The sequence below is a fragment of the Cyanobacterium sp. Dongsha4 genome (assembly GCF_036345015.1).
GTDB lineage: Bacteria > Cyanobacteriota > Cyanobacteriia > Cyanobacteriales > Cyanobacteriaceae > PCC-10605.
In genome coordinates this window covers 3,252,641-3,278,398 of record NZ_CP084098.1, presented here as the reverse complement: position 1 = coordinate 3,278,398, position 25,758 = coordinate 3,252,641, and the positions used below count along the sequence as shown (strand labels likewise).

The following is a 25,758-nucleotide window of genomic DNA, read 5'->3' as shown; positions in this document are numbered from 1 at the left end:
TGACTATAAGTTATTTTTTATTATGAATTAAGATGCGATCGCCTACAATCTCATCATTATAAATTAAATCGTGATGATTATTGGTATTAAGAGTAACTTCAATCTCATTTTCCGCTTCAGGAAGTTCAGATATATAGTACCAATTACCATAAATTCTACTTACTTTTACTCCATTAATGTACAAATGAGCATGACCTTGATTGGGGTTATTATTTTCTAAATTAGGAGAGATAAATTCAAAATTCTTAGTATTTAAGTATAGATTCCATCCTTTAATTTTATCTGGAAAAATCTCTATTTCTATTGATGGATTGTCCTTCAGGTTAGACACATCAAGAGTTTTATGATCATGTCCATTTTCGGCTGACATCTTCATTTCATGTTGATGAGAAGAGTCTGCTCTAACTGAAACTAGAGAGCTATTCAATAATGTATTTAGTCCAACAAATACACTAAGAAAAATAATGGAATTAAAGTTTAAAAATTTATTATGGCTAATTTTCATTGGCTATCTAAATGAATTATTAATGAGTTAAATAGTTGATAATGTAGAATCTTTTATGAATAGTCAAGATTTACATTTAAGGGTATTGTTTATATATCTCAAATAAATGTTTAAATCAATAGACAAGTTGTCAAAGATAGCCGTCTCAATTAGTGAATAAGTTAAAAAGGCAAAGGGTAAACCCCCCTTTATCCCCCCTCTTGAGGGGGGAGGGCAAAGGTAAATAGTGTTGGGGTGAATAATTAAAAACTCCGAACACTCCGTTCACGACTAAAAGAAGTTTACGAGCGTAGCGAATTCTCTGAACTCCGAACTCCGAACCCCGAACTCATCACTTGTTTCCCCTAATACCTTAATACCTGAAACCTCTTTCCTCACAATCCTTAGTTACTTAAAAGTTTTCGTCTCAATTGATCAAGGGCAAAACAACAGGTAAGATGGCGAATAGTCTCTCTATCCCGATTAATGCCCCATTTTAATTCATAACTAATTGTCTCTGATGAAGGAGATGCAGTCACAGAGTGGGGCTGCGCGATCGCAACATACACTAATCCTACAGGTTTGCTCTCAGTGCCACCATCAGGGCCTGCTATGCCCGTAATTCCAATACCCCAATGGGTTTGTAATCGATTTTTAACACCTTTTGCCATCTGTTGTGCTACCGTTTCAGAAACTGCTCCAAACTGCTCTATATCCGCCTCTGATACTCCCAATTGACGAATTTTGACTTGATTGCTATAAGCAATGATACCCCCATAAAAATAAGCGGAACTCCCCCCACAAGCCGTAAACATAGCCCCTAAACCACCGCCAGTACAAGATTCCGCAACGCTTACGGTTTCTCCTCTTACAGTTAACAATTTACCCACAACTCCTTCTAAGGTATCTTCATCCGAGCCATAATAATCTTCAAGAGCGATCGCTTTTATTTCTTCTACAATAGGATTAATTATTTTTCTCGCCTCAGCTTCATTTTTTGCCTTCGTAGAAACCCTTAATTTTACTTCTCCATGAGAGGCATAAGGGGCAACGGTAGGATTCGTCAAGGAAAAGAGATGATTAACTTTTTCCGCCAATGCTGATTCTCCTATGCCCCGAAACCGCATCATTTCACTGACAATAATTTCTTTCCCCCATCCCTGACTCTGTAAAAATGGAACAGCAGTATCCCGCCACATCTGTTTCATTTCTGAAGGCACTCCGGGAAATGTTAAAATCGTTAATTTTTGTTGTGGATGGTTGACATTATCTGAAAAAGGTTGCCAAATCATGCCGGGGGCTGTTCCTGTTACATTAGGTAATATGTCAGCTCCTTTTGGTAATAGAGCCTGTTTACGGTTATTATCTGTCATTTTTCGCCCTCTTTGGGCAAATTTTACTTTAATATCTTCAATAATCTCTGATTTTTCTTCTAAAGTTTCCTGAAAAAAAGATGCGATCGCTTCTGTGGTAAGATCATCGGGGGTAGGACCTAAACCCCCCGTAAAAATAAGAATAGAAGAACGTTGGGACGCAATGTTAATCACCTCATGAATTCTGCCTAAGTTATCTCCAACAACCGTTTGAAAATAATGGGGAATACCTAAAATAGCTAATTCTTGGGCTAAAAATTGAGAATTGCTATTCAGAATGTCACCTAACAATAATTCTGTCCCGATACAAATAATTTCCGCACTCATAATAACAAAAAAGTAGTAATTGGTTATGAATAAATTTTATGTTTAAGAATAATTTAATGGTAGAATATAATTTTAAACTTTAATTGCAATTATTCAAAATTTTTAAAATAAAAAGTGAACCAATCTTATTCAATAAATACCAATAAAAAAGAAGAAAATAAGCAAAAAATCGATGTTGCAATTATTTTTTACAGAGCTCATTTTTTGTCAGGCAACACAAAACCTATTGATTCTTTATCCTCTGCATTAAAAAAACAAAATTTAAGTAGTATAGCTATTTATTTATCATCCCTTAGAGAAGCTGATATTCAAGGTGAATTAATCACAATTTTACAAAAATATCAAGTAGATTTAATTTTAAATACTACCAGCTTTTCAGTCGCAAAAATAGGAGCAGAATCTAACACGAAAATATGGGAAACCTTAGATATACCAGTCCTTCAAGTAATATTAAGTGGAAGTACAGAAGAATATTGGCAAAATAGTTTTCAAGGCTTATCTCCCAGAGATGTTGCCATGAATGTTGCTTTACCTGAAGTGGATGGAAGAATAATCACTAGGGCAATTTCTTTTAAGTCAGTGGCTACTAAACACCCTCAATTAGAAACTGACATTGTTATTTATCAACCTCAAGAAAACAGAGTTAATTATATTGCTCAATTAGCTAAAAATTGGATAAAACTAAAAAAGAAAAAAAACGCAGATAAAAAAGTAGCTTTAATCTTAGCAAATTATCCAAATAAAGATGGAAGAATTGCGAACGGAGTGGGGTTAGACACTCCTGCTAGTTGTATTCATATTTTACAGGCGTTAAAAGTAAATAATTATGATATTCAAGATATACCCGAAAATGGAGATAAGCTAATTTTTCAGTTAATTGAAGGGGCAACAAATGATTTAGAAATGACATCTCAAAAGAAAATTAATCAGTATTTAACTTTAGAAGAATATCAAAAATATTTTCATACTTTACCCCTAGAAATTCAACAACAAATTACTAATCGATGGGGGGATTGTGATGACTCTCTTACCTCTTTAATCAAAAATTTTGATTCTTCCCAAACCTCCTCAATAAGCGGAGAAAAATTTTTTCCTGTTTCTGGGATTCAATTAGGCAAAATATTTGTCGGAGTACAACCATCAAGGGGTTATGATTTAGATCCTAGTCTCAATTATCACGCTCCAGATTTAGAGCCAACTCATAATTATTTAGCCTTTTATTATTGGTTAAAAAATGTTTTTCAAGCAGATGTAATTATTCACGTTGGCAAACACGGAAATTTAGAATGGCTACCGGGAAAAAGTTTAGTTTTATCTAATAATTGTTATCCCGAAATTGCTTTAGGCACACTTCCCCATTTTTATCCTTTTATTGTTAATGATCCGGGGGAAGGATCACAAGCAAAAAGAAGGGCAAATGCAGTAATTTTAGATCATTTAACTCCCCCTTTAACCCGTGCTGAATTGTATGGAGAATTATTAGAATTGGAGGCTTTAATTGATGAATATTATCAAGCCCAAAGTCTCAATCCTAGTAGGCTAAAAATAATCTGCGATCGCATCTCAAATTTAATCAAAGAAACCAAACTAAATGAAGATTTAGGTATAAAAGAAGTAAATAGAGATAGTTTAACAGAATTTTTAACGGTTGCTGATGGTTATTTATGTGAGTTAAAAGAAGCTCAAATTAGAGATGGGTTACATATTTTTGGACAATGTCCAGAGGGAAGACAATTAAGAGATTTAATAAGTGCGATCGCACGTTTTTCTAGTTATAATAACTTAGGATTAATAGAAGCTATCAAAACCGATTTAGAAACCAATAAAATTTCCCTCTTATTAACAAAAGAAAATCACCCTGAAATTCCCCCCTTATTAAGGGGGGTTAGGGGGGAGCAAGACTACTTAGAAAACATCGCCAATGAATTAATAGAAAGAATAATAAAAGGACAAGAAACCGAAAAAATAAAACTAGGAAAACATACAGAAAAATCTCTTGACTGGATCAAAAATAAACTCCTACCTAACTTAAAAAAAACAGAGCAAGAAATAGATAACCTTATCAAAGGCTTAGAAGGGAAATATATCCCCAGTGGCTCATCAGGCGCACCCACTAGAGGTAGAAGCGATGTTTTACCCACAGGCAGAAACTTTTATTCCGTTGATATTCGAGCGATTCCTAGTGAAACCGCTTGGGATGTAGGCAGAAAAGCCGCCGAAACTCTCATCGAAAGATATACCCAAGAAAATGGAGAATATCCCCGCACCCTAGCAATTTCCGTTTGGGGTACATCCACCATGCGCACAGGGGGAGATGATATTGCTCAAATAATGGCATTAATGGGAGTTAAACCCGTATGGGATGGGGTAAGCCGTAGAGTTGTGGATTTTGAAGTAATTCCCCTCGAAGTGTTAGGCAGACCTAGAATTGATGTTACTGTGAGAGTTTCTGGGTTTTTTAGAGACGGATTCCCCAACATAATGGAATTACTCTATAAAATTAATCAATATTTGTCAAGCCTCAAAGAAGAAAAAGAAAATAATCCCCTTGCCCAACAGGTAGAAAAAGATACCCAATATTGGATCAAACAAGGATTAGAGGAAAAACAGGCAAGAGAGAGAGCAACCTATCGGCTCTTTGGTTCAAAACCGGGGGCTTATGGGGCTGGATTACAAGGACTTATAGAAGCCCAGAATTGGCATAGTGATGAAGATTTAGCAAGGGCATATCTAAACTGGAGTAGCTATGCTTACACAGGCACAAAAGGAATATCTCAACCCGAAGCCTTTGAACAAAGACTGAAACAATTACAGATAGTTTTGCATAATCAAGATAATCGTGAACATGACTTATTAGACTCCGATGATTATTACCAATTTCAGGGAGGATTAACCGCCGCCGTCAGACATTTACAAGGGGAAAACCCAACGGTTTATTTTGGTGATAATTCCCAACCAGATAACCCTAAAGTTAGACATTTACAAGAAGAGATTGCCAGAGTATATCGCAGTAGAGTTATTAATCCTAAATGGATAGCAGGGGTAATGAGACATGGTTATAAAGGGGCATTTGAAATGAGTGCAACAGTGGACTATTTATTTGCTTATTCCGCTACAACTAAGTCTGTACCTGATTTTATGTTTACTGGGGTTGCCCAAAGTTATTTATTAGATGAGAAGGTAAGGCAATTTATTCAAGAAAAAAATCCTTGGGCATTAAGAGACATGGGAGAAAGATTGATAGAGGCACATCAGAGAAAGTTATGGAAGAATGTAGATACAAATTTACTCGATGAACTAAGAAATATTATTCATCAATCAGAGGGGATTATTGAAGGGTTTGATCTGAACCCGAACTTAGGTTAAATAAATTGATTATATCTTGAAGTATCGTTATTTAGAATAAGAATGAAACTGTTTAATAATATAGATGATGAACAGAAAAAAAGCACGGACAAAAAGCCCATGCTAATGTTAATTTATTCGAGATAAATTATTTATTCTTCGGAATTACCGTTATCATCGTTTCCGCCTTCAGAGATAACAAGGGGACTAATATTGATAATTTTGCCTCCCATGCGATTAATGCGTTGCATTTCTTCATTCATACGAGCATAAGGCACTTGAATAAACACACTGCCACTTTTACGGAAAGCATAGTTATTTTTGTCGTTTTCTCCACTTTGCTTTAAGCCTGTGACTTCATAGACGAAAACACGATTTTTAGCAGGAGAATAGGAACTACCACTAACTAATGTACTTAACATTTTTTTTAACCTCCATGATAGTTGAATAATTACGCTAAAGTAATACTAGCTACTTTTCCGCCCATTTTTTGGATTTTCTGTAAAGTGGTGGATAAGTCTTCGTAAGGTACTAACCACTCACGGCTAATACGACGCACTTTGGGATAACGGGGTAAATTCATCGCCGCTACTTCAATACGATAAACACGTCCTTCACGGGTAGAATTTCTGAAGGTTTGATTGGGAGTAACACCTTTAGTAGATGGACGATATGCCCAACCTTCACCGCTTCCAGAGGGATTTACTACCGCAGAAACGCTATTACGTCCTAATTCGGATGCTAAACGGGATTTATTTCCACCAACTTGGGCGCGATCGCTGTTGGCATAGCCACGATATAATTGGAACATACGGGTAAAACCGACAGTTTTTTGGTCAGGTTGAGTATTGAATCCTCTGTAGTAAGGAACAACATTTTCCCCGAAACTGCGACTATATTCTTCAGAGTCAATATAAGAGTCAATATCAGCCTCATAACCTTCATTTTGATATAAGTCTAAATGCTCAATCACTTCAGACTCATCATAAGGAGCTCTTCCGAGTAAGTGCTTAATATTGAGTTCGATGACTCTGGTTTGGAAGTTGTTGTAAAGGAATTTATTTTTGTAAAGTTCAGATTTCGCTACCATACGCACAAAATCACGAACTGTAATTGAACCATTACATAATAAAGATTCTGCATTGGAAAGGCGCTCGGATTTCATGATATAGTCGTTACCAAGAACTTGCTTATAAACAGCATTAATGGCAACTTGAGCTTCTTCTTTTGTCCAGTTAGGGCGCAATTCTACGGGTTTGAAGTCGTTAAATGCAGATACACCTAAACGAGATGCGGCGGCAGTAATAGCCATGATGTTTTTTCCTCCTTAAGTATTTGTTGTATTTGGGATTAAATAAATTAATTAAAAAGACATGAATTAGCTTTAACTTAAAGCGTTAATAGCATAATCAATGTAAGAATTAGCCTCTACAGCAGGGTCACCACTTAAGCCGTGATTTGCCTTGATGTATTTGAGGGCTTCAACGTACCAACTAGGAGATAAATCAAAAGTGCGGTTAATTTCCTCAATACCAGAAATTAAATATTCATCCATAGGGCCAGTACCACCGGCAACGAGGCAGTATGTAACCATACGGAGATAGTAGCCAATATCTCTTGCACATTTATCTTTCCCTCTTTGGTCTGCGGCAAAGTTTGCTCCTTGCATTTGGGTGGTATAAGGGAATTTTTGATATACAGCTTGAGCCGCTCCTTGAATTAATCTGCCGCTATTTTCAGTTAAAGACTTAGCGGCTTGTAAACTTGCTGTAGCTTGACGAAAACGTCCAAAAGCCACTTGAATTTCGGTACTGCTTAAGAAGCGTCCTTGAGAATCAGCACTGGATACTGCTTCGGTTAAAGGTGTTTTCATAATTAACGATGTGATTAATGAATTTTGTTTTATTTGTTAAAAAGGTTTTTCAGTGGTTGCAATTACTGAATTTTTAAATGTTGTTTCTACTTTGTTCAACGTTGGTGATTATTTAAACAGAATCTTTGTGCAAACTCCGTGCAGTTTTCCCTAGAATTTAGTAAAGTTTTATTGCGTTTTGTCAATGAAAATTAAAACCTATTAATTATTCGGAGAGGATATTGGTTATCCATATCGTAAGTTGTTAATAAAAAAACTAATTTATGGTAGTCAAAAACTGGTATCTTAACTGAAGAAAATTTATCGAATATGAAGGCAACCGAGGAATGACTTACCAACGGATTTTGTTAAAATTAAGCGGTGAAGCCTTAATGGGAAACTTAGGCTACGGCATCGATCCCAAAGTTGTTGCCGAAATCGCTGAGGATATTGCTCAAGTGGTGGCTCAAAATGTCCAAGTGGCGATCGTAGTTGGAGGTGGTAATATTTTTAGAGGAGTTCAGGCTTCTGCTAAGGGTATGGATCGCGCCACTGCGGATTATGTGGGTATGATTGCTACGGTGATGAATGCTATGACTTTGCAGGATGCTTTAGAAAGAATGGATGTCCCTACTAGGGTGCAAACTGCGATCGCAATGCAGGAGGTTGCTGAACCTTACATTAGGAGAAGAGCCATTCGTCATTTAGAATTGGGTAGGGTGGTTATTTTCGGTGCAGGTTCGGGTAATCCTTTTTTTACCACTGATACCACTGCGGCACTTCGGGCGGCGGAAATTGACGCTCAAGTCATTTTCAAAGCTACTAAAGTTGATGGAGTTTATGATAGTGATCCTGTAACTAATCCTAATGCTCGTCGTTATGAAAGTTTAAACTATAATCATGTTTTAACCAACGATTTACGGGTTATGGATGGAACTGCGATCGCACTTTGTAAGGAAAATAATATTCCCATTGTTGTTTTTAATCTTTTCGAGCGTGGTAATATAATCCGTGCAGTAAAAGGAGAAAAAGTAGGAACTATTGTAGGAGGTTTCTGTGACGTTAATTGATGAAATTCAAAATTTAATGCTCAAGAGTGTTGAAAAAACACAGCAAGACTTAAATACTATCCGTACTGGTCGCGCTAATGCCAGTTTATTAGATAAAATTATGGTGGATTATTATGGGGCGGAAACTCCCTTAAAATCATTGGCGAATATTAGTACCCCTGATGCTACCACTTTGATGATTCAACCTTTTGATAAGGGTAGTATTTCTCTGTTAGAAAAAGCTATTTCTATGTCTGATATTGGTTTAACTCCCAATAATGACGGGCAAGTTATTCGTTTGAATATTCCCCCTTTAACCGCAGAGCGTCGTCAGGAGTTTGTAAAAATAGCTTCTAAGTACGCAGAAGAAGGTAAAGTGGCTATTCGTAATATTCGCCGAGATGCGATCGACAAAGTCAGAAAACAAGAAAAAGCTAGTGAAATTTCTGAGGATGAATCGAGAGATTTACAAGATGAAATTCAAAAAGTTACTGACAAATATACCGCAAAAATTGATGATATATTAAAAGTTAAAGAGAAAGAGCTAACTAATATTTAAACGAGTTCGGAGTTCGGAGTTTTTAAAAGTAGGGGAGTAGGGAGTAGGGAGTGGGGAGAGCATTTTTAATTATATTTTGATCAGATTATGAGCAAGACAAGATGTAGCCGAATTTTTCCGTTAATAGTTATTAATTCCCTTTTTATGGGTTTTTTTGTTACCCCCTCTTATGCTCAAAATACATCGGAATCAGACTCAAATATTCCCTTAAATGTTACAAATCCTCAGAATAAACAGGACTTTATTCAACAGTGTAGCCAAAATCTTCAGGCACAGGGAAAAACTGCTAGTGATGCTAATGCTTATTGTGGTTGTAGTGCCGATGCTGTTTATCAATATCTATCTCAAAATAGTGGTGATATTTCCTCTGAAGGCGCTGTTTTAGAGAAAATTTTGCAATGTCGAGTTAAATATATCCCTAATGATTAATCTCATTAAATATTTGAAAAATTAAGTCGTCAAACTTGCCACTTGATACCTAACACCTAGAAATTTTTGTTGTAGAAATGTGATAAGATAACTTCCTGTTCAATGGCTATTTTCTCTTATAACTTGTGATTAACCTTACTCATAACCAAAATTCAAGTCAGTTAGTAATTTCTCATCAAGCTCAATTTCTACAAGGTAATATTACTATCCCCGGAGATAAGTCTATTTCTCATCGGGCTTTAATGTTAGGTGCGATCGCATCTGGAGAAACTATAATTAAAGGATTGTTATTAGGAGAAGACCCCCGTAGTACAGCGAAATGTTTTCAAGCAATGGGGGCAAAAATATCAGAATTAAATAGCGAAGAAGTAAGAGTTATCGGAGTAGGAGAAAAAGGATTACAAGAGCCTTTCGATGTTTTAGACGCAGGAAATTCAGGCACGACTATGCGTTTAATGTTGGGATTATTAGCCGCCCAATCAGGAAAGTTTTTTAGTGTGACAGGGGATGATTCTCTCAAAACTCGCCCCATGTCAAGAGTAATCAAGCCTTTGCAAGAAATGGGAGCAGTTATCTACGGTAGAAACAACCATCAAAACGCCCCTTTAGCAGTAGTTGGACAAAATTTAAAACCCATTCACTACCATTCCCCCATTGCTTCGGCTCAAGTTAAATCCTGTATTCTGTTGGCAGGGTTGATGAGTGAAGGCAAAACCACTGTTACTGAACCTGCTTTATCAAGAGATCATAGCGAAAGAATGTTACACGCTTTTGGCGGTAAATTAGAGATTGATAGGGAGACAAATAGCGTCACCATTGAAGGGGGGACACCCTTACGAGGACAAACAGTTATAGTACCGGGGGATATTAGTTCGGCGGCATTTTGGTTAGTAGCAGGGGCAATTACGCCTGATTCGGAGTTAACCATTACTAATGTGGGCATTAATCCCACTCGTACGGGTATATTAGAAGCATTGGAGATGATGGGGGCAGATATTACCATTATCAACGAAAGAGAGACTGCAGGAGAGCCTGTAGCTGATTTAAGGATAAAAACGAGCCAATTAAAAGCCTGTACCCTCTCAGGGGCGATTATTCCCCGTTTAATCGATGAAATTCCTATTCTTGCGGTGGCGGCTTGTTTTGCGGAAGGCACTACCACTATTAAAGATGCAGAAGAATTGAGGGTAAAAGAGAGCGATCGCCTTGCAGTAATGGCGTTAGAATTAGGTAAAATGGGGGCAAAAATCACCGAATTACCCGACGGTTTGGAAATTACGGGGGGAAATTTTTTGCAAGGAGCGGAGGTTGACAGTTATACTGATCATCGTATTGCCATGAGTCTTGCGATCGCAGCTTTGAATGCAAAAGGTAATACAATCATTAATCGTGCAGAAGCAATATCAATTTCTTATCCTACTTTTGTTGATACTTTGAAAGAAATATTTAATTAGAGTTTACGGAAATAGTGTTTTAGCTTAATTGGTGACAATAGGCAATAGTGCGATTCGTTGAGGGCTAATCTAATACTTATCCTCCACATTTCTCGGCACTTTCTATTTTTGTTAAATGGGAGTAAATTTATCCGTATCATAGATGTTTGTTAACTGGAAAATTTTTTCAACGGCATTAGTTAGAATCTCTGCGCTTTTTTCTATTTCCATATCGCTAGTGAATTTTCCTATTCCGATTCTCAACACACCTTCGATTAAATCATCAGATAAATTCATCGCTCTTAAAACGTGAGAAGGAGAAATGGTGGCACTACTACAAGCCGAACCAGTAGAAATGGCTAGTTTATCCCTGATTCGAGCAATAACAGCACTATTTGGCACATTAGGGATGGATATATGCAGATTTCCAGCTAGTCGGTTTTCTGTGTCTCCATTTACCACTAAATTCGGGATTTTCTCTTGTAATAATGATTGTAAGTGATCTCGGAAAGATGCGATCGCGCTTTCGTCTTCTTGCATTTCTAACTGTCGTAAATAACAAGCCTCTCCCAATCCCACTATCCCTGATACATTTAATGTACCTGATCTAATACCGTTTTGATGTCCACCGCCATAAATGAGGGGTTGTAAATGATAATCTTTTTTGATGACTAACGGTGCTTAGACAAAAAGATGTTAAGAATTGACTTATAATGATTATATGATAGTGTTTTTAGGTCAAAATGAAAGAAATCACCTCTTCATCAATGCCCCCATGTTTTAATCGCTGGTGTCAAAAAATAGATCCTGTCTTAAAAACAAAGGCACAAAAACGAGAGTTTAGAAATTATTTGCGCGGTTTATTAGGAGATTCTCAAAGAAAAAATATCACTCAAATTGCCAATAATAATCTTGATATTACTTATCATAAATTACATCATTTTCTAACAGAGTCCACATGGAATTATGATGAGGTCAATGATCAAAGATTAGAAATAATAGCTTCTTGTCGTCAAACTAAAATAAGTAGATATTTCTCTTTAATTATCGATGATTCAGGTCATCGTAAGAGTGGTAATTTTACTGATTGTGTTGGAAGACAATATATTGGTCCAATTGGCAAAACTGATAATGGCAATGTCATCGTCACTACTCATATTTATGATGGAGTCAGGAGTTTTCCCCTAGATGTTGAATTATATGAAAAAGCGGAAAATTTCCCAGAAGGAAAAGACGACCCACAATTTCAAAAAAACCTGAAATTGCCTTTAATCTAATTGAAAAATGTTTAAACCGAAATTATTGTCCTGAAATAATTTTAATGGATGGTGGTTATGGCAACAATACTAATTTATTGGAAAAATTAGATGGTTAGGTTTATCAGAATACCAAGTGAGAAATACAAAGAAGTGTAATGAGACATTTAATATTGGTATTTTGTGCTTATACTTTTATTCAATGGCATCGTTTGACAGGAGGGCTAAGGAGACAATGGGGGAATAAACCCTTAAATACTTTTGCAGAAGGTTTAGAGGCGTTTCGGACAGCAGTGTCTTTTCGCTTTTTTCAATGGTTAAAAGATAACGTGGGAGTATTTAGCTTATACAAAGCAAGTTTAGGGTTTATTTGGGCTTAATTTTTGTCTAAGTACCGTTATGAAAATTAAGAATAAGGAACTAAAAAAGGGAACAGAGAACAGTGTATATAATGAATACTAAATCCGAACCCTGAACTCCGTTCACAATCAAAGGGAGTGTACGAGCCAAAGGTGAAACCCTAAAACTCCCAATCCCAACCTTTTAAAACTATTAACCAATAGTGTTAATTGCCTGAGTTACTTTTTGAATTACATTATCAGGTAAAGGTACATAACCTAATTGAGAACTAAATTTCTGTCCACCAGTTTTGCTAACACACCACTTAAGGACATTTTTCAAAGCCTCAGCCTTTTTCGCATCTGAATATTTTTTATAAGCTAAAATCCAAGTATAAGTGACGATAGGATAAGAACTATCTCCTGCAGGATCGGGAATAAATGCTCTTAAGTTAGCAGGTAAAGTTACTTGAGATAATGTTTTACTAGCATTTTCTAAAGTAGCCGAAACATATTTCCCCGCTTTATTTTGTAACTGGGCAGTTTTCAAGTTATTATTTTTGGCAAAACCGTATTCAATATAACCGATCGCACCATCAGTTTGCATAATAGTAGCAGTAACACCCTCATTACCTTTTGCACCAATACCACCAGGCCATTGAACAGTTTTACCCTCACCAACTTTACTTTTCCATTCACTGCTAATGGCACTTAAATGAGAAGTAAATACAGCAGTTGTGCCACTACCGTCAGAGCGATGAATAACTTTTATAGGCTTACTTTTAGAAGCTCCTAGTTGTTTCCAATCCTTAATTTTACCTAAGAAAACATCAACTAATTGCTGACGAGAAAGTTTAAGACTAGATACATCTTTATTGTTATAGGCAACTACAACACTACCAGCAGTCACAGGTAAAAGTACCACACCATTTTTGACTTGGGAAATTTCATCATCTTTCATCGCTACATCACTAGCTCCAAAGTCCACAGTGCCACCCATGAATTGTTTAACACCTGCACCGCTACCTACAGATTGATAGTTTACTTGCACATTTCTATTTACCTTGTTGTATTCCACGAACCAACGTTGATATAAAGGAGCAGGAAAAGACGCACCAGCACCATTTAATCTCATGGCTTGAGCAGAAGCAGACTCGAAAGGTAACTGACTAGCAATAACGCTACCAGATAAACCTGCTAAACCGTATAAAAAATCTCTTCTTCTAATTTGAAAATCAGTCATTAGATTAATGCTATACCATAGAAAACTATTTACAGCTTAAATTCTAAAACAAATTGCTCTACTTTTAATATTTTTAAATAATTGTTTTTTCTTATCTTTTTTTACTATGACAATTATGATATTTCTCTTTTTTTTATGTTATCTATAACACTAAAATTTTATTTAGTTTAAGGTTAATTTAAAACAAGGTTAACGATAGTTTAAGAAGTTTTGGTTAGAGTATAAAATATTTTTTATCCCGAACAATAGTAAAGCTATTAACTATTTTCTCTTTCACTAACTAAGGAAATAATTTAATATACTGATGAAGTGTCATCTCACTAGAAAATAACCTTATATATTTTAAAATTAGATAAAAATTAAATATAGCAATTAAGACAAAGCAACAGTATTCAATAAATTTCCCCCTCTCTGCTTTTCTCCCCCATCACCCCTAACACCTGAAACCTCTCACCCCATCATCCTAACTTCTTGAGTTATTGTGTTGCCAGTAGCCGATTAATTTATAGATTAGTTTAGCCGCAGTAAATTCAGAAACAACAGAATCTTTTGTTGGTGCTAATTCCATAACATCACAACCAATTACATCAAAGCTCGAAAAAATTAAATTCATAAAAGCTAATAGTTGATACCAATCCATGCCACCGGGTTCAGGAGTACCAACTCCGGGTATTAAACTAGGGTCAATTCCATCTAAATCAATGGTGATGAATACTTTTTTAGTTTTGATGTTACTGATAGCTTCTGCCATCCAATGGGGATTAAAATAAATGTTTCTCGCCCACATTACGGGTATATTTTTTTCTTTGATTAAATCCGCTTCCTCTTGACAAATTGCTCTGATTCCCACTGGTAATGTCGGTAAGCCTAATTCTAATATTCTTCTCATCACACAAGCATGATTATGAATTGAGCCTTCAAATTCATGTCTCATATCTCCATGAGCATCTATCTGTATTACTGTAAAGGGTTCATCAAGGTTTTGTTGATAGGCTTGAACTACTCCTGTTGTGATAGCGTGTTCTCCTCCCACTGCAATAACAAATTTATTATCTTCGATCAATTTTGTCACGGTTTCTGTTGTGACTTTCAACATATCATCTGCTGTTAGATTGTTGTTGATACGGGTATCGGCGATATAGTCATGGGTAAAAATGGGGGCATGAAAACAAGTTTCCATTCCTAATTCTTCGTCATAACATTCTAGTTGATCAGAGGCAGTTAATACCGCATCAGGCCCATATTCACACCCCTTACGATAGGTAGTAGTAATTTCATAGGGGATTGGTAAAATAACTATTTTTGCTTCTTCATAGGTAGAGATAATTTCTGATTCTAAAAACTGTTTCATTGCTTGTATTTTGATGAGTGAGAAAAAATAATATTTTATTAAACTTTTAGGGTTAATAAATTTTTGATCCCTTACGGTTTTTTTGCTTATAACATTTTAAAATTTTACAAGATTTAAGTGTTTTTGTCTAGTTAAATTTTCTTCTTTTTTCTATTTAGTGTTTTCAAATAAAAATATATTGTCTTGATTATATTTCAACTGAAATTTTCTATTTTTTTCTAAAAAATTAATTAGATTTTTAATATCTTCTTGAGAACTATATCCAGTAGGATTGTCTAAGTTTAAGAGTACATAATGAAATTTATTAACTTGATTATAGTCAATAGAATCGATCGCAAGATCTAAAGTTAAACGATGAGTTAAATGAGGAGCAAATTGAGGAGCAGTAAAAACACTTTTTGAGGTATTTATCAGACTAATAGCTTCATTACTAGCTTTCCATGTATGTAAGTTTTTTAAATATAAACCATTAGGTAAAAAATAAATATATTTAGCTAAGGCTAAAAATAAAATTAATGACCAAATTCTAATTTTTATACTTTGATAAAACCATGTTTTATGATGAGCTAAACTAGCAATTATAGTCAAGATTAAAAAAGGAATTATAGGCAAAGAATATTGATGTACTAAGTCTTTTTGAGGTTGATATTCAGTAAGAAGATTGAGAAAAAGAGTGGGAATAGCAGGAATTAAATTAGGTATTTCTTGCCAAGCTAAAACGGGAATTACTGGTAAGAATAAAAGTAGTAAATATTCTGCATTAGCTAAAGTAAAAAGATGAGATAAAATAATTTGGGGTTTAAGAATTAAATTCAGGGCTATTTCACTAACAGAATCTCCTAAAAAAGCATAACGACTGACTGCGGCCGCTTCTTCTCCACTAAAAGCAGGAATAATTAATTGAGTGGCAATAATAAACCAAAAAATACCACTAAAAATTGCGATCCCACCATAGTTTTTTTTATGATAAATAAGAATTAACCATATCCCCATCATTACTATATTTAAAGCTAAAACTGCTTTACATCCTAAAATAAGTAAAATAGAGATAATAAACCAAATAACTTTATCTAATTTAACTGCTAAAATAGCGACAAAAAATAAAGGTAAAGCAATAACTTCTGGATGAAAATCAAATAGATTAACATTGAATATTAAAGGATATAAAATATAAATTAAGCAGATAGTCCTAGCTTTAGAATCACTTAAATTATTTAATTTACTCAGTTTCCAAATAGGGAGAAGTGCGATCGCACTTGCTAGAGATTGAATAAAAAAGAGCCAATAAACAGAAGGAAAAATAAAATAAAGAGGAGCGATAAAATAAAGAATCCAAGCGGCATGATCCCCTAAAATATGCAATTCTCTGAAAGAAACATAGGGATTTTTTCCTTGGGAAATAAGATAAATTCCATTATCAAAAATGCCTAAATCAAAAGCATGGGAATTAAATAAAATATGACGAAAGCTACTAGCAATAAATAAAAGAAAAAAACTAACTAATATATATGTTATTATATTGTTATATTTTGCGAATAAAATCTTCATTAAATTAACAGTAAAAAATATTTATTGATATTGAATCAAGCCATGAAATATAAGTATATTTTGTTTTATAAACCCTATAATGTTCTATGTCAATTTACCGATGATAGTCCTCATAAAAACCAAAGACAAACTCTCAAAGACTATATTAATATACCCTATATTTACTCAGTGGGAAGACTGGATTTAGACAGTGAAGGATTGCTTTTATTAACAGATAATCCCAGAGTAAAACATCGTCTTTGTGAACCTAGTTTTGCCCATCCTCGCACCTATTGGGCACAAGTGGAAAATATCCCTACCGCAAAATCATTAAAACAATTAGAAGAAGGAGTTATTATCAAAGGGAAAAAAACAAAAAAGGCAACAGCATCAATGTTAAAATCAGAGCCAGAATTGCCCCCTCGAAATCCCCCCATTCGTTACCGTCAAAATATCCCCACTGCTTGGTTAGAATTAACTTTAACAGAAGGTAGAAATCGTCAAGTAAGAAGAATGACTGCGGCGATAGGTTATCCTACTTTACGATTAATAAGAGTAAAAATCGGCATTACCCAACAACTATCTTTAACTTTACAGGGTTTAAATATAGGAGAATACAGAGAATTAACTACCTCAGAAATAAAAATATTAGACAATCTATAAATAACCTGAGTTCGATATAAAATTATCAGTGAAGGTAGGCAAAGGGCGACAGGTAAGCGTTTAAATCATTTTTAAGAATTAATGAAAGAAGTTAAGTAAGTTTAATGGGTTTTAGCTTATAACAGTTATAATTTGCAGTGTTACTTAAGAATTTAACTTTTTCTGCCAAAATAATGCCCTGCCCATATCAGGATTCAACTGATAACCGTCAAAACCAAAAGACTTATAAACCGCTTGAGCGACTTGATTACCTTCTAATACTTCTAGGGTAAGTTTACAGCATCCCAATTTTAGGGCAATATCTTCTATTCTTTGTAACAATAACTTACAAATACCCCGACGACGATAAGCAGAAGCAACCACCACATCATGAATATTCAATAAAGGTTTACAAGCAAAAGTTGAAAAACCCTCAATGGCAATAATTAACCCTGCAGGATTATCATTCACAAAAGCTAAAACAGTATAAATATATTTTCTTCGTGCTAATTCATTAGCTAAATTGTTTTTAACAAAATCTGATAATTCTTCTCCTCCTCCCATATAATCAAGGGCATAGGTATTCATCAACTCCACTACGGCTTCTCGATGAGCGGGTATGTTCAAATCTGCGTCAATAACTTTTATCATTTAGATTGGTTTAATTTGGCGAAAAATGTTCTTATTTTACTTTTACCTCATATTTTTGAAACTGATTCAAACTCTTATATTACTTCAGTTCGATATTAAGAATATCGGCGTTGGTGATTGGAGCTATGATTTTTTGTTGTAAGTTGAAGGCAAGAGGCAAACCAACCCTTTATACAGACTCTGGCTTTATATTTTTACCTAGTTTTTTCTGTGTTTCATGTTTTTATTCAGCAATGTTAGAATATCCCATTTGGATAGGTTTCAGGTGACGGGTTTGACGGCTTGATTTTTTGAATATTAACTGTTTTTGTATTAACTTTAACTCTGAAATCTCAACTCAGGTTTATATTTCCCTTTTGCTTACCTCATCAGTAAACTTAGATGCACTCAAGGCTCATAAAAATCAAAAATTTTTGCCTTATTTACTTTAACTTTTGTTATGAATATAATTCTTCAATCTGTTTTACCTGTTGCTTTTATTATTATCATTGGTTATGTTGCAGGAAAAAAATTGAGTTTAGAGCGCTCTACTCTTTCGCAATTAACGGTTTATATTCTCGCACCGGCTTTAGTGACAGATAGCTTTTATCGCAATTCTGTGGGGGGAGATGTTACTTTTCGTTTTTTATTTGCCTATGGTGTTATTTCTGTCATTTTGTATGGTGGAATAATCTTAATTGGTAAAGTTATTAAGTTATCGTCAGAAAATCGTCGCAGTTTGTTCGCAATTTTGTTATGTCCTAATAATGGGAATATGGGGCTTTCAATTACCGCATTTGCTTTAGGAGAAGGGGGATTAGAAAGAGCGGTAATTTATATGATTGGTTCAAGTATTGTCTTATTTGGCGTTTTACCTGCGGTTTTGAAGGGGGAATCAATTATCAAGGGCATAAAAATGACTTTTCGCCTTCCTTTGATTTGGGCAATGATATTAGGAGTTTCTCTTCATTTAGCCCATATTACTCTGCCGTTTAATTTGGGGAAAAGCATTGAGTGGTTGGGGATGTCTTCTATTCCTATCGCTCTTTTAATTTTGGGGATGCAGTTAACAAATACTCGTTTTCAGTTTGATTTTATTCACTTTTTAATTAGTTTAGGTAAACTTGCGATCGCACCTTTAATTGCTTATGGAGTGGGGAAAACAATGGGTTTAGAGGGCTTAGATTTACAAGTATTGGTTTTACAAACTGCCATGCCTACGGCTATTAATACGGCGGTGATGATGCAAGAATTTGGAGGGGATATAACAATGGTATCTAGGACAATAATTCTTTCCACTCTAATGAGTTTTATTACTATACCAATGGTTATTTTTCTAATAATTTAATTAACTACCCCCTAATACTGTAAGGGTTGAATATATTCAACCCCTACCACCTGAAACCTGCAACCTGATACCTCTTTCCCGACTCATTCCCTACTCAGAGAGTTTAACGACGACGACGGCTACCGAATCCCCCACTTCTTCTAGCGGGAGTAGTTCTTCTATAACCACTTGATTTATTACTGCCAAAGCTATTTTTGCTAGGCTGTTTATATTTGCTAGAATTACCACTGTTTTTCAAATCACTTGAGCCAAAACCTGACCCAGTAGCTTTGTTATTATTACTATTGACCCGATTAATAGTATTACCAGAACTATTTTTAAGAGTGCCTGTAGAGCGGAAAGATTGACGATTTTTTTCCACTGTGGGGGCAGAATTATAGTTACTACGATAGCTTTGCACGGCCTGATTATAAGTGCTTCCATAGCCACCAATACCTGATAAATTGCCACCAGAATAGACAGGAGGAACATAATATCTAGGGGTAAATAATAAACTACCTAGGGCTTGTCCTGCCATCGCCCCTGCAAAAGGAGTCCAAAAATTGGATTCTCGTCTAACAATAACGGTTTCCTGTCTGCCTGTATCTGGATTGGTGACAGTTTGAGTTTCGTTGTGGACATATTCAATGCGAAAATCCTCTGTGAGGTGCATTATTGCTTCGTTTCCCTTAATTTCAGCGTAGGTACTTTGTCCTTCTTTGATTTCTTCATCCGTTAAACGAGCCATTTGTAGGTTAGTGGTACGAAAAACAGGACTGCTACCGGCTGGAGTATTTAACAACATGAGGGTATATTCACCGTCTATATCATTAAATGTTGCTTGTTGTACGGGATATTTACCACTAGCAATGTTATTACTAGGAATATTGGTATTGTTATTAAAATTGTTGGAGTTGCTAACGGCTTCACTATTAGGAGCGCCACAAGCAAAAGTCCCAAAAGAAAGGAAGATTGTTAAAAATAGGGCTACAATTCGCTTAAACATTGTTTTTTATAGTGTTATTTTTTCTTGATCACAGGGGGATTAATTCAGAAAAATTGATTAAGATTTGATCGGAGTTAAGTTGTTCTCCCAGTCTAGCAGGAGAGAAATGAATTGCGATCGCTCTATATCTTTGTTTATAATGTAAGCTAATTAGGGCTTTCAATCCATCTTTTAAACTATCTCTCTGGGCTAAATCCGTTTCAATTTCTGGCACTTCTCCCTCAAAAGCTACTGTGATCATAACAATAATATTATCGGTTACGGGGAGGGATAAACCGTCATCTTCTTCATCGTCTTCTAAGTCTGGTTGACTAAGATACCGTTGAGCAGAATCGGTAAATAACTCCGTTACATAATCTCCTGCATCTCCTTCATTCCAAAATACATCCCCTTCATTAGAAGCACTTTTCCAGTAAAATTCGTATTGCAATAGACCTTCGCAAATGTTGACTAGACATTCTCCCATAGTGTCCATTTCACCATCGGCATCTACTGCCCTACGGGCATTTTGGTTTAAAATACCCAAAAAAGGGGCTACTTCTTCTCCCTCAAGATGAACAAAGATACGGGAAACCACATAACGGGTTTTACCCATGAATTCATTGATGCGATCGCCTATACTCATGATAATTTTAAATTTGGAAGGAATTACGAGTTATTAAATTTATATATTATTATTTTATAATTGCTAATTACTAATTGCTAATTTCTGATTAAAAGTAAGTTTATTTTTAATTTATTTTCTGACTAATAAAACAGGACAATTTGCATTAACCCTGACATAATCAGATAAAGAAGTACCCAATAAACGGTCTAAATCAACTAAACTTTTAGCAATAGAAGGACGACGATCTGGAGATCCTAATAAGAGTAAATCAATATTATTATCATCGGCTAATTTGCAAATTTGTTGTGCTGGTTTTCCTCCTTTCACAATACATTTAGCAGAAATTCCCATTCTTTTCGCTTGTTGTAAAGCAGAAGCTAAAACAGGATTTTGCTCCATTTCCGCCGTCGATAAGTCTAAATCGGCATTCATATCAGGATTCACTCTGACTAAATACAACTCTGCCTCACGATAATCTCTGAGAAGATATAACGCCATTTCAAGGGCGTAGGAAGAAGACTCGGATTTATCTAAGGCTAACATTACCCTTTTTACTTTCCTTACATATATATCATCTTTCACAAGTAACATGGGGCGATCGCTCAATTGGAATACATACTGGCTAACAGAGTTTTCCAAAAAAGACTCTAAACGTTTCAAACCACGAGAGCCCATTAAAATTAAGTCTGCATTAATTTCTTGTGCCGTCTTACAAACCGTATCTTTAGGATCGCCTTGTTTTAAAATAGTAGCAACCTTAGAGGGATCAAGATTAACATTTTTAACGATTTCAGAAAGTATTTTTCCACCTTCTTCCCATTTTTCAGCTAAAGCATCCGCAGAAACTTGAGGGGGAATAACATGGAGAATATTTATTTCACTGTTTTTAAATGCTGGTATATCGAGTAAAATTTTCAGCATTTCCTGAGTGTGACCATTGCCAGAATCGGCATATAAAATTTTATCTAACATATTCTACAACAGTATTTTAAATTAAACTCTTTATCTCTAAAATACAGCGATTAGGTACGGCAATATCTAACATTTTGTAAATAGGGTGTTGAGGGTGTTGGGGTTAGGTGTCAGGTTTCAGGTTTCAGGTGGCAGGTGATGAGGTGAGAGGGGGAGGTTAATTAAACGCTTTTGCCTATTGCCTATTGCCTATTTCCTATTCCCTATTGCCTTGTCTTAATTACTAATTGCTAATCGAATCAAAAAGCGACATTCTGAGAAATGACTTCTCCGATTTTTAAAGATGCCGTAGCCGCAGGAGAGGGAGCATTACAAACATGAAGAGCATTTTCTGTCGGTAATAAAGCAAAATCTTGTACTAAAGTACCATCTTGATTTAATGCTTGCGCCCTTACCCCTGCAGGAGAGGGAATAATATCATTTTCTTGTACTTCAGGAATTAGGGTTTGTAAACTCCTAACAAAAGCTGTTTTACTAAATGAGCGGATAATTTCCTCTATTCCTTCTTCATAGTATTTACTCGCTAATTTCCATAATCCTGAGTAAGTAATAGTTTCCCAAAATTCTCCCAAAGCAAAATCTGTTTTTTTGTATCCTTCTCGTTTTAATGACAATACGGCGTTGGGGCCTGCGTGAATATTGCCGTCAACTAAACGGGTGAAATGCACTCCCAAAAAGGGAAAATCTGGATTAGGCACAGGGTAGATTAAATGTTTAACTAAATACCTTTTTTCGGGCTTTAACTCATAGTATTCTCCCCTAAAAGGGATAATTTTCATTTCTGGATTGACACCACCTAATATAGCGATTTTGTCACTGTATAACCCTGCACAATTAACTAGATATTTTGAGGTTATTTCCCCTTGATTTGTGATGATAATATGTTGAGAATTTTGATATTTAAGATTAACAACTTTTGTATTTAAGCGAATCTCCCCACCACTATCACAGAATATTTCTGCGTATTTTTTTGCTACTTCCTTATAGTCAACAATCCCTGCAGTAGGTACTTTTATGGCTTGAATACAATTAACATAAGGTTCAATTTCTCTAGCTTCTTCCCTTGAAATTTTAGTGACGGCAATGCCGTTTTGTAATCCTCGTTGATAGAGATTTTCTAATTGAGATAATTCTTTTTCTTTACAGGCAACGATTAATTTTCCACAGACATCATATTTGATATTGTGGGTTTGACAAAATTCAACTAAGGCTCGATTTCCTTGAGTGGTTAACTTTGCTTTGTAGCTACCGGGTTGATAGTAAACTCCCGAATGAATAACTCCGCTATTGTGGCCAGTTTGATGGGTTGCATAATGATTTTCTTTTTCTACAAGGATAATTTTTTTCTGAGGATATTTTTGTTGTAAATTCATGGCAGTGGCTAAACCAACTATGCCTCCCCCTATAATTGCTATATCGTAAGTCATGTTTAAGTTGTTATTCTGGTAATTTTTCTTTTAAAGAATAATATTGCGAGGTTTCTGATTGAATCTCTATTTCCTTTAAATTATTGCCTAATTTTTCCTGTATTGCTTTCGTTAAGGTGATGGGAAAATTAATATTAACTTGTTTTTCTGCGATCAATTTCACTAATTCTTGTAAATCTGCTTTGATAGTTTTTTTTGAGGTTGACTGTATTTTAAAATGTTTATTCTCTTGGAGAGTATCAATTAGGTAATGTTATGATATAAACTGATCCTATCATCATTAATTAACCATGTCTCATCAATGCCCTCGACGTCATAATACTAAAATCATCAAAAACGGTTTTGCTCGTGGTCAACAAAGGTTTAAATGTAAGCACTGTAACTATCAGTTCACTACTGATAAGATCGAGCGAGGTAAACCTATGTGGATGAAACTAGAAACAGTAATTCTGTATTGCAGTGGAATGTCTATTATTTATTAACTTTTATTGCTTTTATTTTGACTTTTTGTTCATTTATCTAACTTCTAACAGATGCTCTAACACCCCAATTCCTCTTCTTATCTCCCTTTCTCCTCACTTTGCTAGACTTGTTCGTAAAAATTTAAGTAAATGCCTTTTAGCTTTTTTTTGGAAAACTATTACCGTGAAGATGGTCATAATTGAGATAAAATTTTAAGGGATAAAACACAATTTCCCATAATCATGATTAAATCATATCTACGTAAAATAATCTCTTTAGTTTTAATTGTTACTATTGCTTTATTTAGTTTTAGTCAAGGTGCGATCGCACTTACAGGTAAATACACTGACGATACTTTAACCGTTATTGAAAGTTTAACCCAGGTTATTGAAACACCTGCAGACGCTTCTATTGAAGTAAAAAGAGAAAATCAAACCCTTGCCCGTAAACAGATTAATGATTACGTTTCTCGCTACCGTAAAAATAATAAATATAGCGGTTTAAAGTCTTTTACCACTATGCAAACCGCCCTCAATTCTTTAGCAGGTTATTATACTTCTTATGGAAATCGCCCGATGCCTGAAAAGTTGAAAAAACGTCTTTTACAAGAATTTAAACAAGTAGAATTTGCTATTAAAAAAGGTTATTAATTCAATTACAAATTAGGAAAAGTTTAAGTTTAAAGGGCAAGGGGCAAACCCCCCTTTATCCCCCTTACAAGGGCAGGGCTGTTTCATTTTAGAAAAGCAAAATCAGTCTATATCATAACATTACCTAATTGATACTCTCAATTTGAATTTCAGAAGGGGGAAGAAAAAATGACAATACTTAATCAATCATATTCCTTAAACCACAACAAGCACTATATGCGATCGCGATCGCATCAACACTATCATCAATAGGTAAATCAGGTAAATCAAATAACTGTTGTAAGGTAGAAGCAATTTCTGCTTTTTTTGCTCTACCATTACCTAAATGAGCTTTCCAACTAGACTGATGAAGAAAAATAGGAGTCAAATGAGCATCTCGAAAACAAACCAAATTAATAACCCCTAAAGCCTGTAAGACTCCTCCTGCCGCCTTAATTTGACGGTTAAAAAAAGGCATTTCAATAGCAATCCCTTCTGGTTGAAATTCATTAATAATACTAACAAAATCTGTCTCTATTTCCGCTAAACGCTCTCCTGTTGTTATATTTTTACTGGTTTCAATAATTCCATACTCGATAATTTCTGGTAAACAAGTTTCATCTCCTGACAAAATCGCCCAACCAATAATCGCTAATCCCGGATCAATTCCTAACCAAATCATATTTTTTCATCTCAAATAGTCTTTAGATCTATTTCTACAGGAAAATAGTCGATTTTTATAACTTTTGCCTCTCCCTAGACAAAGCAAGAAGTCTTTTGATTTTATTCTCTCTCAATTTATATTGTCAACTTTTAGTTACCAATTGCTTTATTTTAATAAAGATTGTCAACCAAAAAAGAAATATGTAGAAAGTTGAAATTAAGATTAACCTGAGTTCGGGATAAATTTTTATCTATGAGTGATAGGGAAAAGGGCAAAGGGCAAGGGGCAAAGGTAAATAGTTGATAATTAAGAATTCAAAACCCCGTTCACTACCGAGGGGAGTGTAAGAGCCAAAGGTGCGAACTCTCCGAACTCGTTTCTCCCTAATTTTCCAACAACCTGATACTTACCCGATATTCTTAAACCAAACTGAGGTTAAGATTACCTTGACTTTATATCAAACTTTTAAATCAGGCGGCAGAGAACAGGGTTAATATTTATTTTTTCTAAATAAGAATTGATTTTTAGCTTAAATTCGATCGATGTCTATTAATGTTAGAGTACCGATACTTAAAATTAGGTCAAAATTAAATTATTCAAGGTTCTTATATGTTTAGACTGATACACTTAATTTCTTTATCTGGAGGAATTTTTGCCTTTTTGAGCAACATATTCTTCGGTCTGTACATTATAGGTTTAAAACTTTCTTCTCATCAAATCATTCCATTTTTGCTATCCTTCATATTATTGTTATTTTGGTTGATAATTAGTTTTTTCGCATATTTTCTGGTGGGTATTGCCACATTTTCAGATTCAGATAAAATCC

24 protein-coding genes and 2 pseudogenes are annotated in these 25,758 nt (G+C 35.0%); 10 read left to right on the top strand and 16 right to left on the bottom strand.

Annotation, left to right across the window (positions count from 1 at the left end; genetic code table 11):
- Positions 1 to 10: 10 nt before the first annotated feature.
- Positions 11 to 370, bottom strand: coding sequence for a hypothetical protein (locus Dongsha4_RS14045; protein WP_330202969.1), 360 nt, complete (start codon positions 368 to 370; stop codon positions 11 to 13).
- Positions 371 to 888: 518 nt separating this feature from the next.
- Positions 889 to 2,184, bottom strand: a complete 1,296-nt coding sequence (locus tag Dongsha4_RS14040) for a competence/damage-inducible protein A (protein WP_330202968.1) — start codon at positions 2,182 to 2,184, stop codon at positions 889 to 891.
- Between the two features lie 114 nt (positions 2,185 to 2,298).
- Here Dongsha4_RS14040 and cobN point away from each other — a divergent pair, with 114 nt between their 5' ends.
- The gene (gene cobN / locus Dongsha4_RS14035; RefSeq protein WP_330202967.1) at positions 2,299 to 5,550 is read left to right on the top strand and encodes a cobaltochelatase subunit CobN; all 3,252 of its coding nucleotides are present in this window, start codon (positions 2,299 to 2,301) and stop codon (positions 5,548 to 5,550) included.
- Between the two features lie 131 nt (positions 5,551 to 5,681).
- On the opposite strand, the gene Dongsha4_RS14030 is transcribed toward cobN, so the two are convergent.
- The 3 genes from Dongsha4_RS14030 to cpcA all read right to left on the bottom strand — a co-directional run bounded on the left by Dongsha4_RS14030 (position 5,682) and on the right by cpcA (position 7,402).
- Complete coding sequence (locus tag Dongsha4_RS14030) at positions 5,682 to 5,951, bottom strand: phycobilisome linker polypeptide (protein WP_330202966.1); 270 nt, start codon at positions 5,949 to 5,951, stop codon at positions 5,682 to 5,684.
- A gap of 29 nt (positions 5,952 to 5,980) precedes the next feature.
- Positions 5,981 to 6,841, bottom strand: coding sequence for a phycobilisome linker polypeptide (locus tag Dongsha4_RS14025; protein ID WP_330202965.1), 861 nt, complete (start codon positions 6,839 to 6,841; stop codon positions 5,981 to 5,983).
- A gap of 72 nt (positions 6,842 to 6,913) precedes the next feature.
- On the bottom strand, positions 6,914 to 7,402 hold the full coding sequence (gene cpcA, locus Dongsha4_RS14020) for a phycocyanin subunit alpha (RefSeq protein WP_330202964.1): 489 nt from the start codon (positions 7,400 to 7,402) through the stop codon (positions 6,914 to 6,916).
- A gap of 326 nt (positions 7,403 to 7,728) precedes the next feature.
- Here cpcA and pyrH point away from each other — a divergent pair, with 326 nt between their 5' ends.
- From pyrH to aroA, 4 genes are all read left to right on the top strand, one after another.
- On the top strand, positions 7,729 to 8,451 hold the full coding sequence (gene pyrH, locus Dongsha4_RS14015; protein WP_330202963.1) for a UMP kinase: 723 nt from the start codon (positions 7,729 to 7,731) through the stop codon (positions 8,449 to 8,451).
- A 16-nt stretch (positions 8,452 to 8,467) separates the two neighbouring features.
- On the top strand, positions 8,468 to 8,989 hold the full coding sequence (gene frr, locus Dongsha4_RS14010; protein WP_330205447.1) for a ribosome recycling factor: 522 nt from the start codon (positions 8,468 to 8,470) through the stop codon (positions 8,987 to 8,989).
- 87 nt (positions 8,990 to 9,076) lie between these two features.
- The gene (locus Dongsha4_RS14005; protein ID WP_330202962.1) at positions 9,077 to 9,418 is read left to right on the top strand and encodes a hypothetical protein; all 342 of its coding nucleotides are present in this window, start codon (positions 9,077 to 9,079) and stop codon (positions 9,416 to 9,418) included.
- A gap of 125 nt (positions 9,419 to 9,543) precedes the next feature.
- Positions 9,544 to 10,872 (top strand): 3-phosphoshikimate 1-carboxyvinyltransferase, encoded by a 1,329-nt coding sequence (aroA, locus tag Dongsha4_RS14000; RefSeq protein WP_425590765.1) that lies wholly within the window; start codon positions 9,544 to 9,546, stop codon positions 10,870 to 10,872.
- A 111-nt stretch (positions 10,873 to 10,983) separates the two neighbouring features.
- Here the strand turns inward: aroA and Dongsha4_RS13995 are convergent, their stop codons facing one another.
- A complete protein-coding gene (locus tag Dongsha4_RS13995; protein ID WP_330205445.1) occupies positions 10,984 to 11,463 on the bottom strand; it encodes an aminotransferase class V-fold PLP-dependent enzyme in 480 nt (159 codons plus the stop codon).
- A 131-nt stretch (positions 11,464 to 11,594) separates the two neighbouring features.
- Between Dongsha4_RS13995 and Dongsha4_RS13990 the strand changes: the two are divergent.
- Positions 11,595 to 12,487 (top strand): annotated as a pseudogene (locus Dongsha4_RS13990) (IS701 family transposase).
- A 172-nt stretch (positions 12,488 to 12,659) separates the two neighbouring features.
- Here Dongsha4_RS13990 and pstS read toward each other — a convergent pair.
- The 3 genes from pstS to Dongsha4_RS13975 all read right to left on the bottom strand — a co-directional run bounded on the left by pstS (position 12,660) and on the right by Dongsha4_RS13975 (position 16,587).
- Positions 12,660 to 13,688, bottom strand: a complete 1,029-nt coding sequence (gene pstS, locus Dongsha4_RS13985; protein ID WP_330202961.1) for a phosphate ABC transporter substrate-binding protein PstS — start codon at positions 13,686 to 13,688, stop codon at positions 12,660 to 12,662.
- Positions 13,689 to 14,151: 463 nt separating this feature from the next.
- Positions 14,152 to 15,039 carry an agmatinase gene (gene speB / locus Dongsha4_RS13980; protein WP_330202960.1) on the bottom strand — a complete coding sequence of 296 codons (888 nt, stop codon included), beginning with the start codon at positions 15,037 to 15,039 and terminating at the stop codon, positions 14,152 to 14,154.
- 150 nt (positions 15,040 to 15,189) lie between these two features.
- Positions 15,190 to 16,587 (bottom strand): DUF2079 domain-containing protein, encoded by a 1,398-nt coding sequence (locus tag Dongsha4_RS13975; protein ID WP_330202959.1) that lies wholly within the window; start codon positions 16,585 to 16,587, stop codon positions 15,190 to 15,192.
- A 42-nt stretch (positions 16,588 to 16,629) separates the two neighbouring features.
- Here Dongsha4_RS13975 and Dongsha4_RS13970 point away from each other — a divergent pair, with 42 nt between their 5' ends.
- On the top strand, positions 16,630 to 17,229 hold the full coding sequence (locus Dongsha4_RS13970) for a pseudouridine synthase (RefSeq protein WP_330202958.1): 600 nt from the start codon (positions 16,630 to 16,632) through the stop codon (positions 17,227 to 17,229).
- A gap of 144 nt (positions 17,230 to 17,373) precedes the next feature.
- Here Dongsha4_RS13970 and Dongsha4_RS13965 read toward each other — a convergent pair whose 3' ends face one another.
- Complete coding sequence (locus Dongsha4_RS13965; protein WP_330202957.1) at positions 17,374 to 17,859, bottom strand: GNAT family N-acetyltransferase; 486 nt, start codon at positions 17,857 to 17,859, stop codon at positions 17,374 to 17,376.
- A gap of 439 nt (positions 17,860 to 18,298) precedes the next feature.
- Between Dongsha4_RS13965 and Dongsha4_RS13960 the strand changes: the two genes are divergently transcribed.
- Positions 18,299 to 19,186 carry an AEC family transporter gene (locus Dongsha4_RS13960; RefSeq protein ID WP_330202956.1) on the top strand — a complete coding sequence of 296 codons (888 nt, stop codon included), beginning with the start codon at positions 18,299 to 18,301 and terminating at the stop codon, positions 19,184 to 19,186.
- Between the two features lie 103 nt (positions 19,187 to 19,289).
- On the opposite strand, the gene Dongsha4_RS13955 is transcribed toward Dongsha4_RS13960, so the two are convergent.
- The 5 genes from Dongsha4_RS13955 to Dongsha4_RS13935 all read right to left on the bottom strand — a co-directional run bounded on the left by Dongsha4_RS13955 (position 19,290) and on the right by Dongsha4_RS13935 (position 23,340).
- On the bottom strand, positions 19,290 to 20,171 hold the full coding sequence (locus Dongsha4_RS13955; protein ID WP_330202955.1) for a hypothetical protein: 882 nt from the start codon (positions 20,169 to 20,171) through the stop codon (positions 19,290 to 19,292).
- Between the two features lie 28 nt (positions 20,172 to 20,199).
- Entirely contained in the window at positions 20,200 to 20,799 is a 600-nt protein-coding gene (locus Dongsha4_RS13950; RefSeq protein WP_330205444.1) for a DUF1517 domain-containing protein, read from the bottom strand.
- A gap of 108 nt (positions 20,800 to 20,907) precedes the next feature.
- A complete protein-coding gene (locus tag Dongsha4_RS13945) occupies positions 20,908 to 21,750 on the bottom strand; it encodes a universal stress protein (protein WP_330202954.1) in 843 nt (280 codons plus the stop codon).
- Between the two features lie 239 nt (positions 21,751 to 21,989).
- Positions 21,990 to 23,177: an L-2-hydroxyglutarate oxidase gene (lhgO, locus tag Dongsha4_RS13940; RefSeq protein ID WP_330202953.1), complete on the bottom strand. Its 1,188-nt coding sequence runs from the start codon at positions 23,175 to 23,177 to the stop codon at positions 21,990 to 21,992.
- 10 nt (positions 23,178 to 23,187) lie between these two features.
- Positions 23,188 to 23,340, bottom strand: coding sequence for a hypothetical protein (locus tag Dongsha4_RS13935; protein WP_330202952.1), 153 nt, complete (start codon positions 23,338 to 23,340; stop codon positions 23,188 to 23,190).
- Between the two features lie 127 nt (positions 23,341 to 23,467).
- On the opposite strand from Dongsha4_RS13935, the pseudogene Dongsha4_RS13930 reads away from it, so the two are divergent.
- Positions 23,468 to 23,650 (top strand): annotated as a pseudogene (locus tag Dongsha4_RS13930) (IS1/IS1595 family N-terminal zinc-binding domain-containing protein); the annotation flags it as partial.
- A gap of 231 nt (positions 23,651 to 23,881) precedes the next feature.
- Complete coding sequence (gene psb27 / locus Dongsha4_RS13925; RefSeq protein WP_330202951.1) at positions 23,882 to 24,289, top strand: photosystem II protein Psb27; 408 nt, start codon at positions 23,882 to 23,884, stop codon at positions 24,287 to 24,289.
- 178 nt (positions 24,290 to 24,467) lie between these two features.
- On the opposite strand, the gene Dongsha4_RS13920 is transcribed toward psb27, so the two are convergent.
- Entirely contained in the window at positions 24,468 to 24,950 is a 483-nt protein-coding gene (locus Dongsha4_RS13920; RefSeq protein ID WP_330202950.1) for a crossover junction endodeoxyribonuclease RuvC, read from the bottom strand.
- Positions 24,951 to 25,758: the final 808 nt, after the last annotated feature.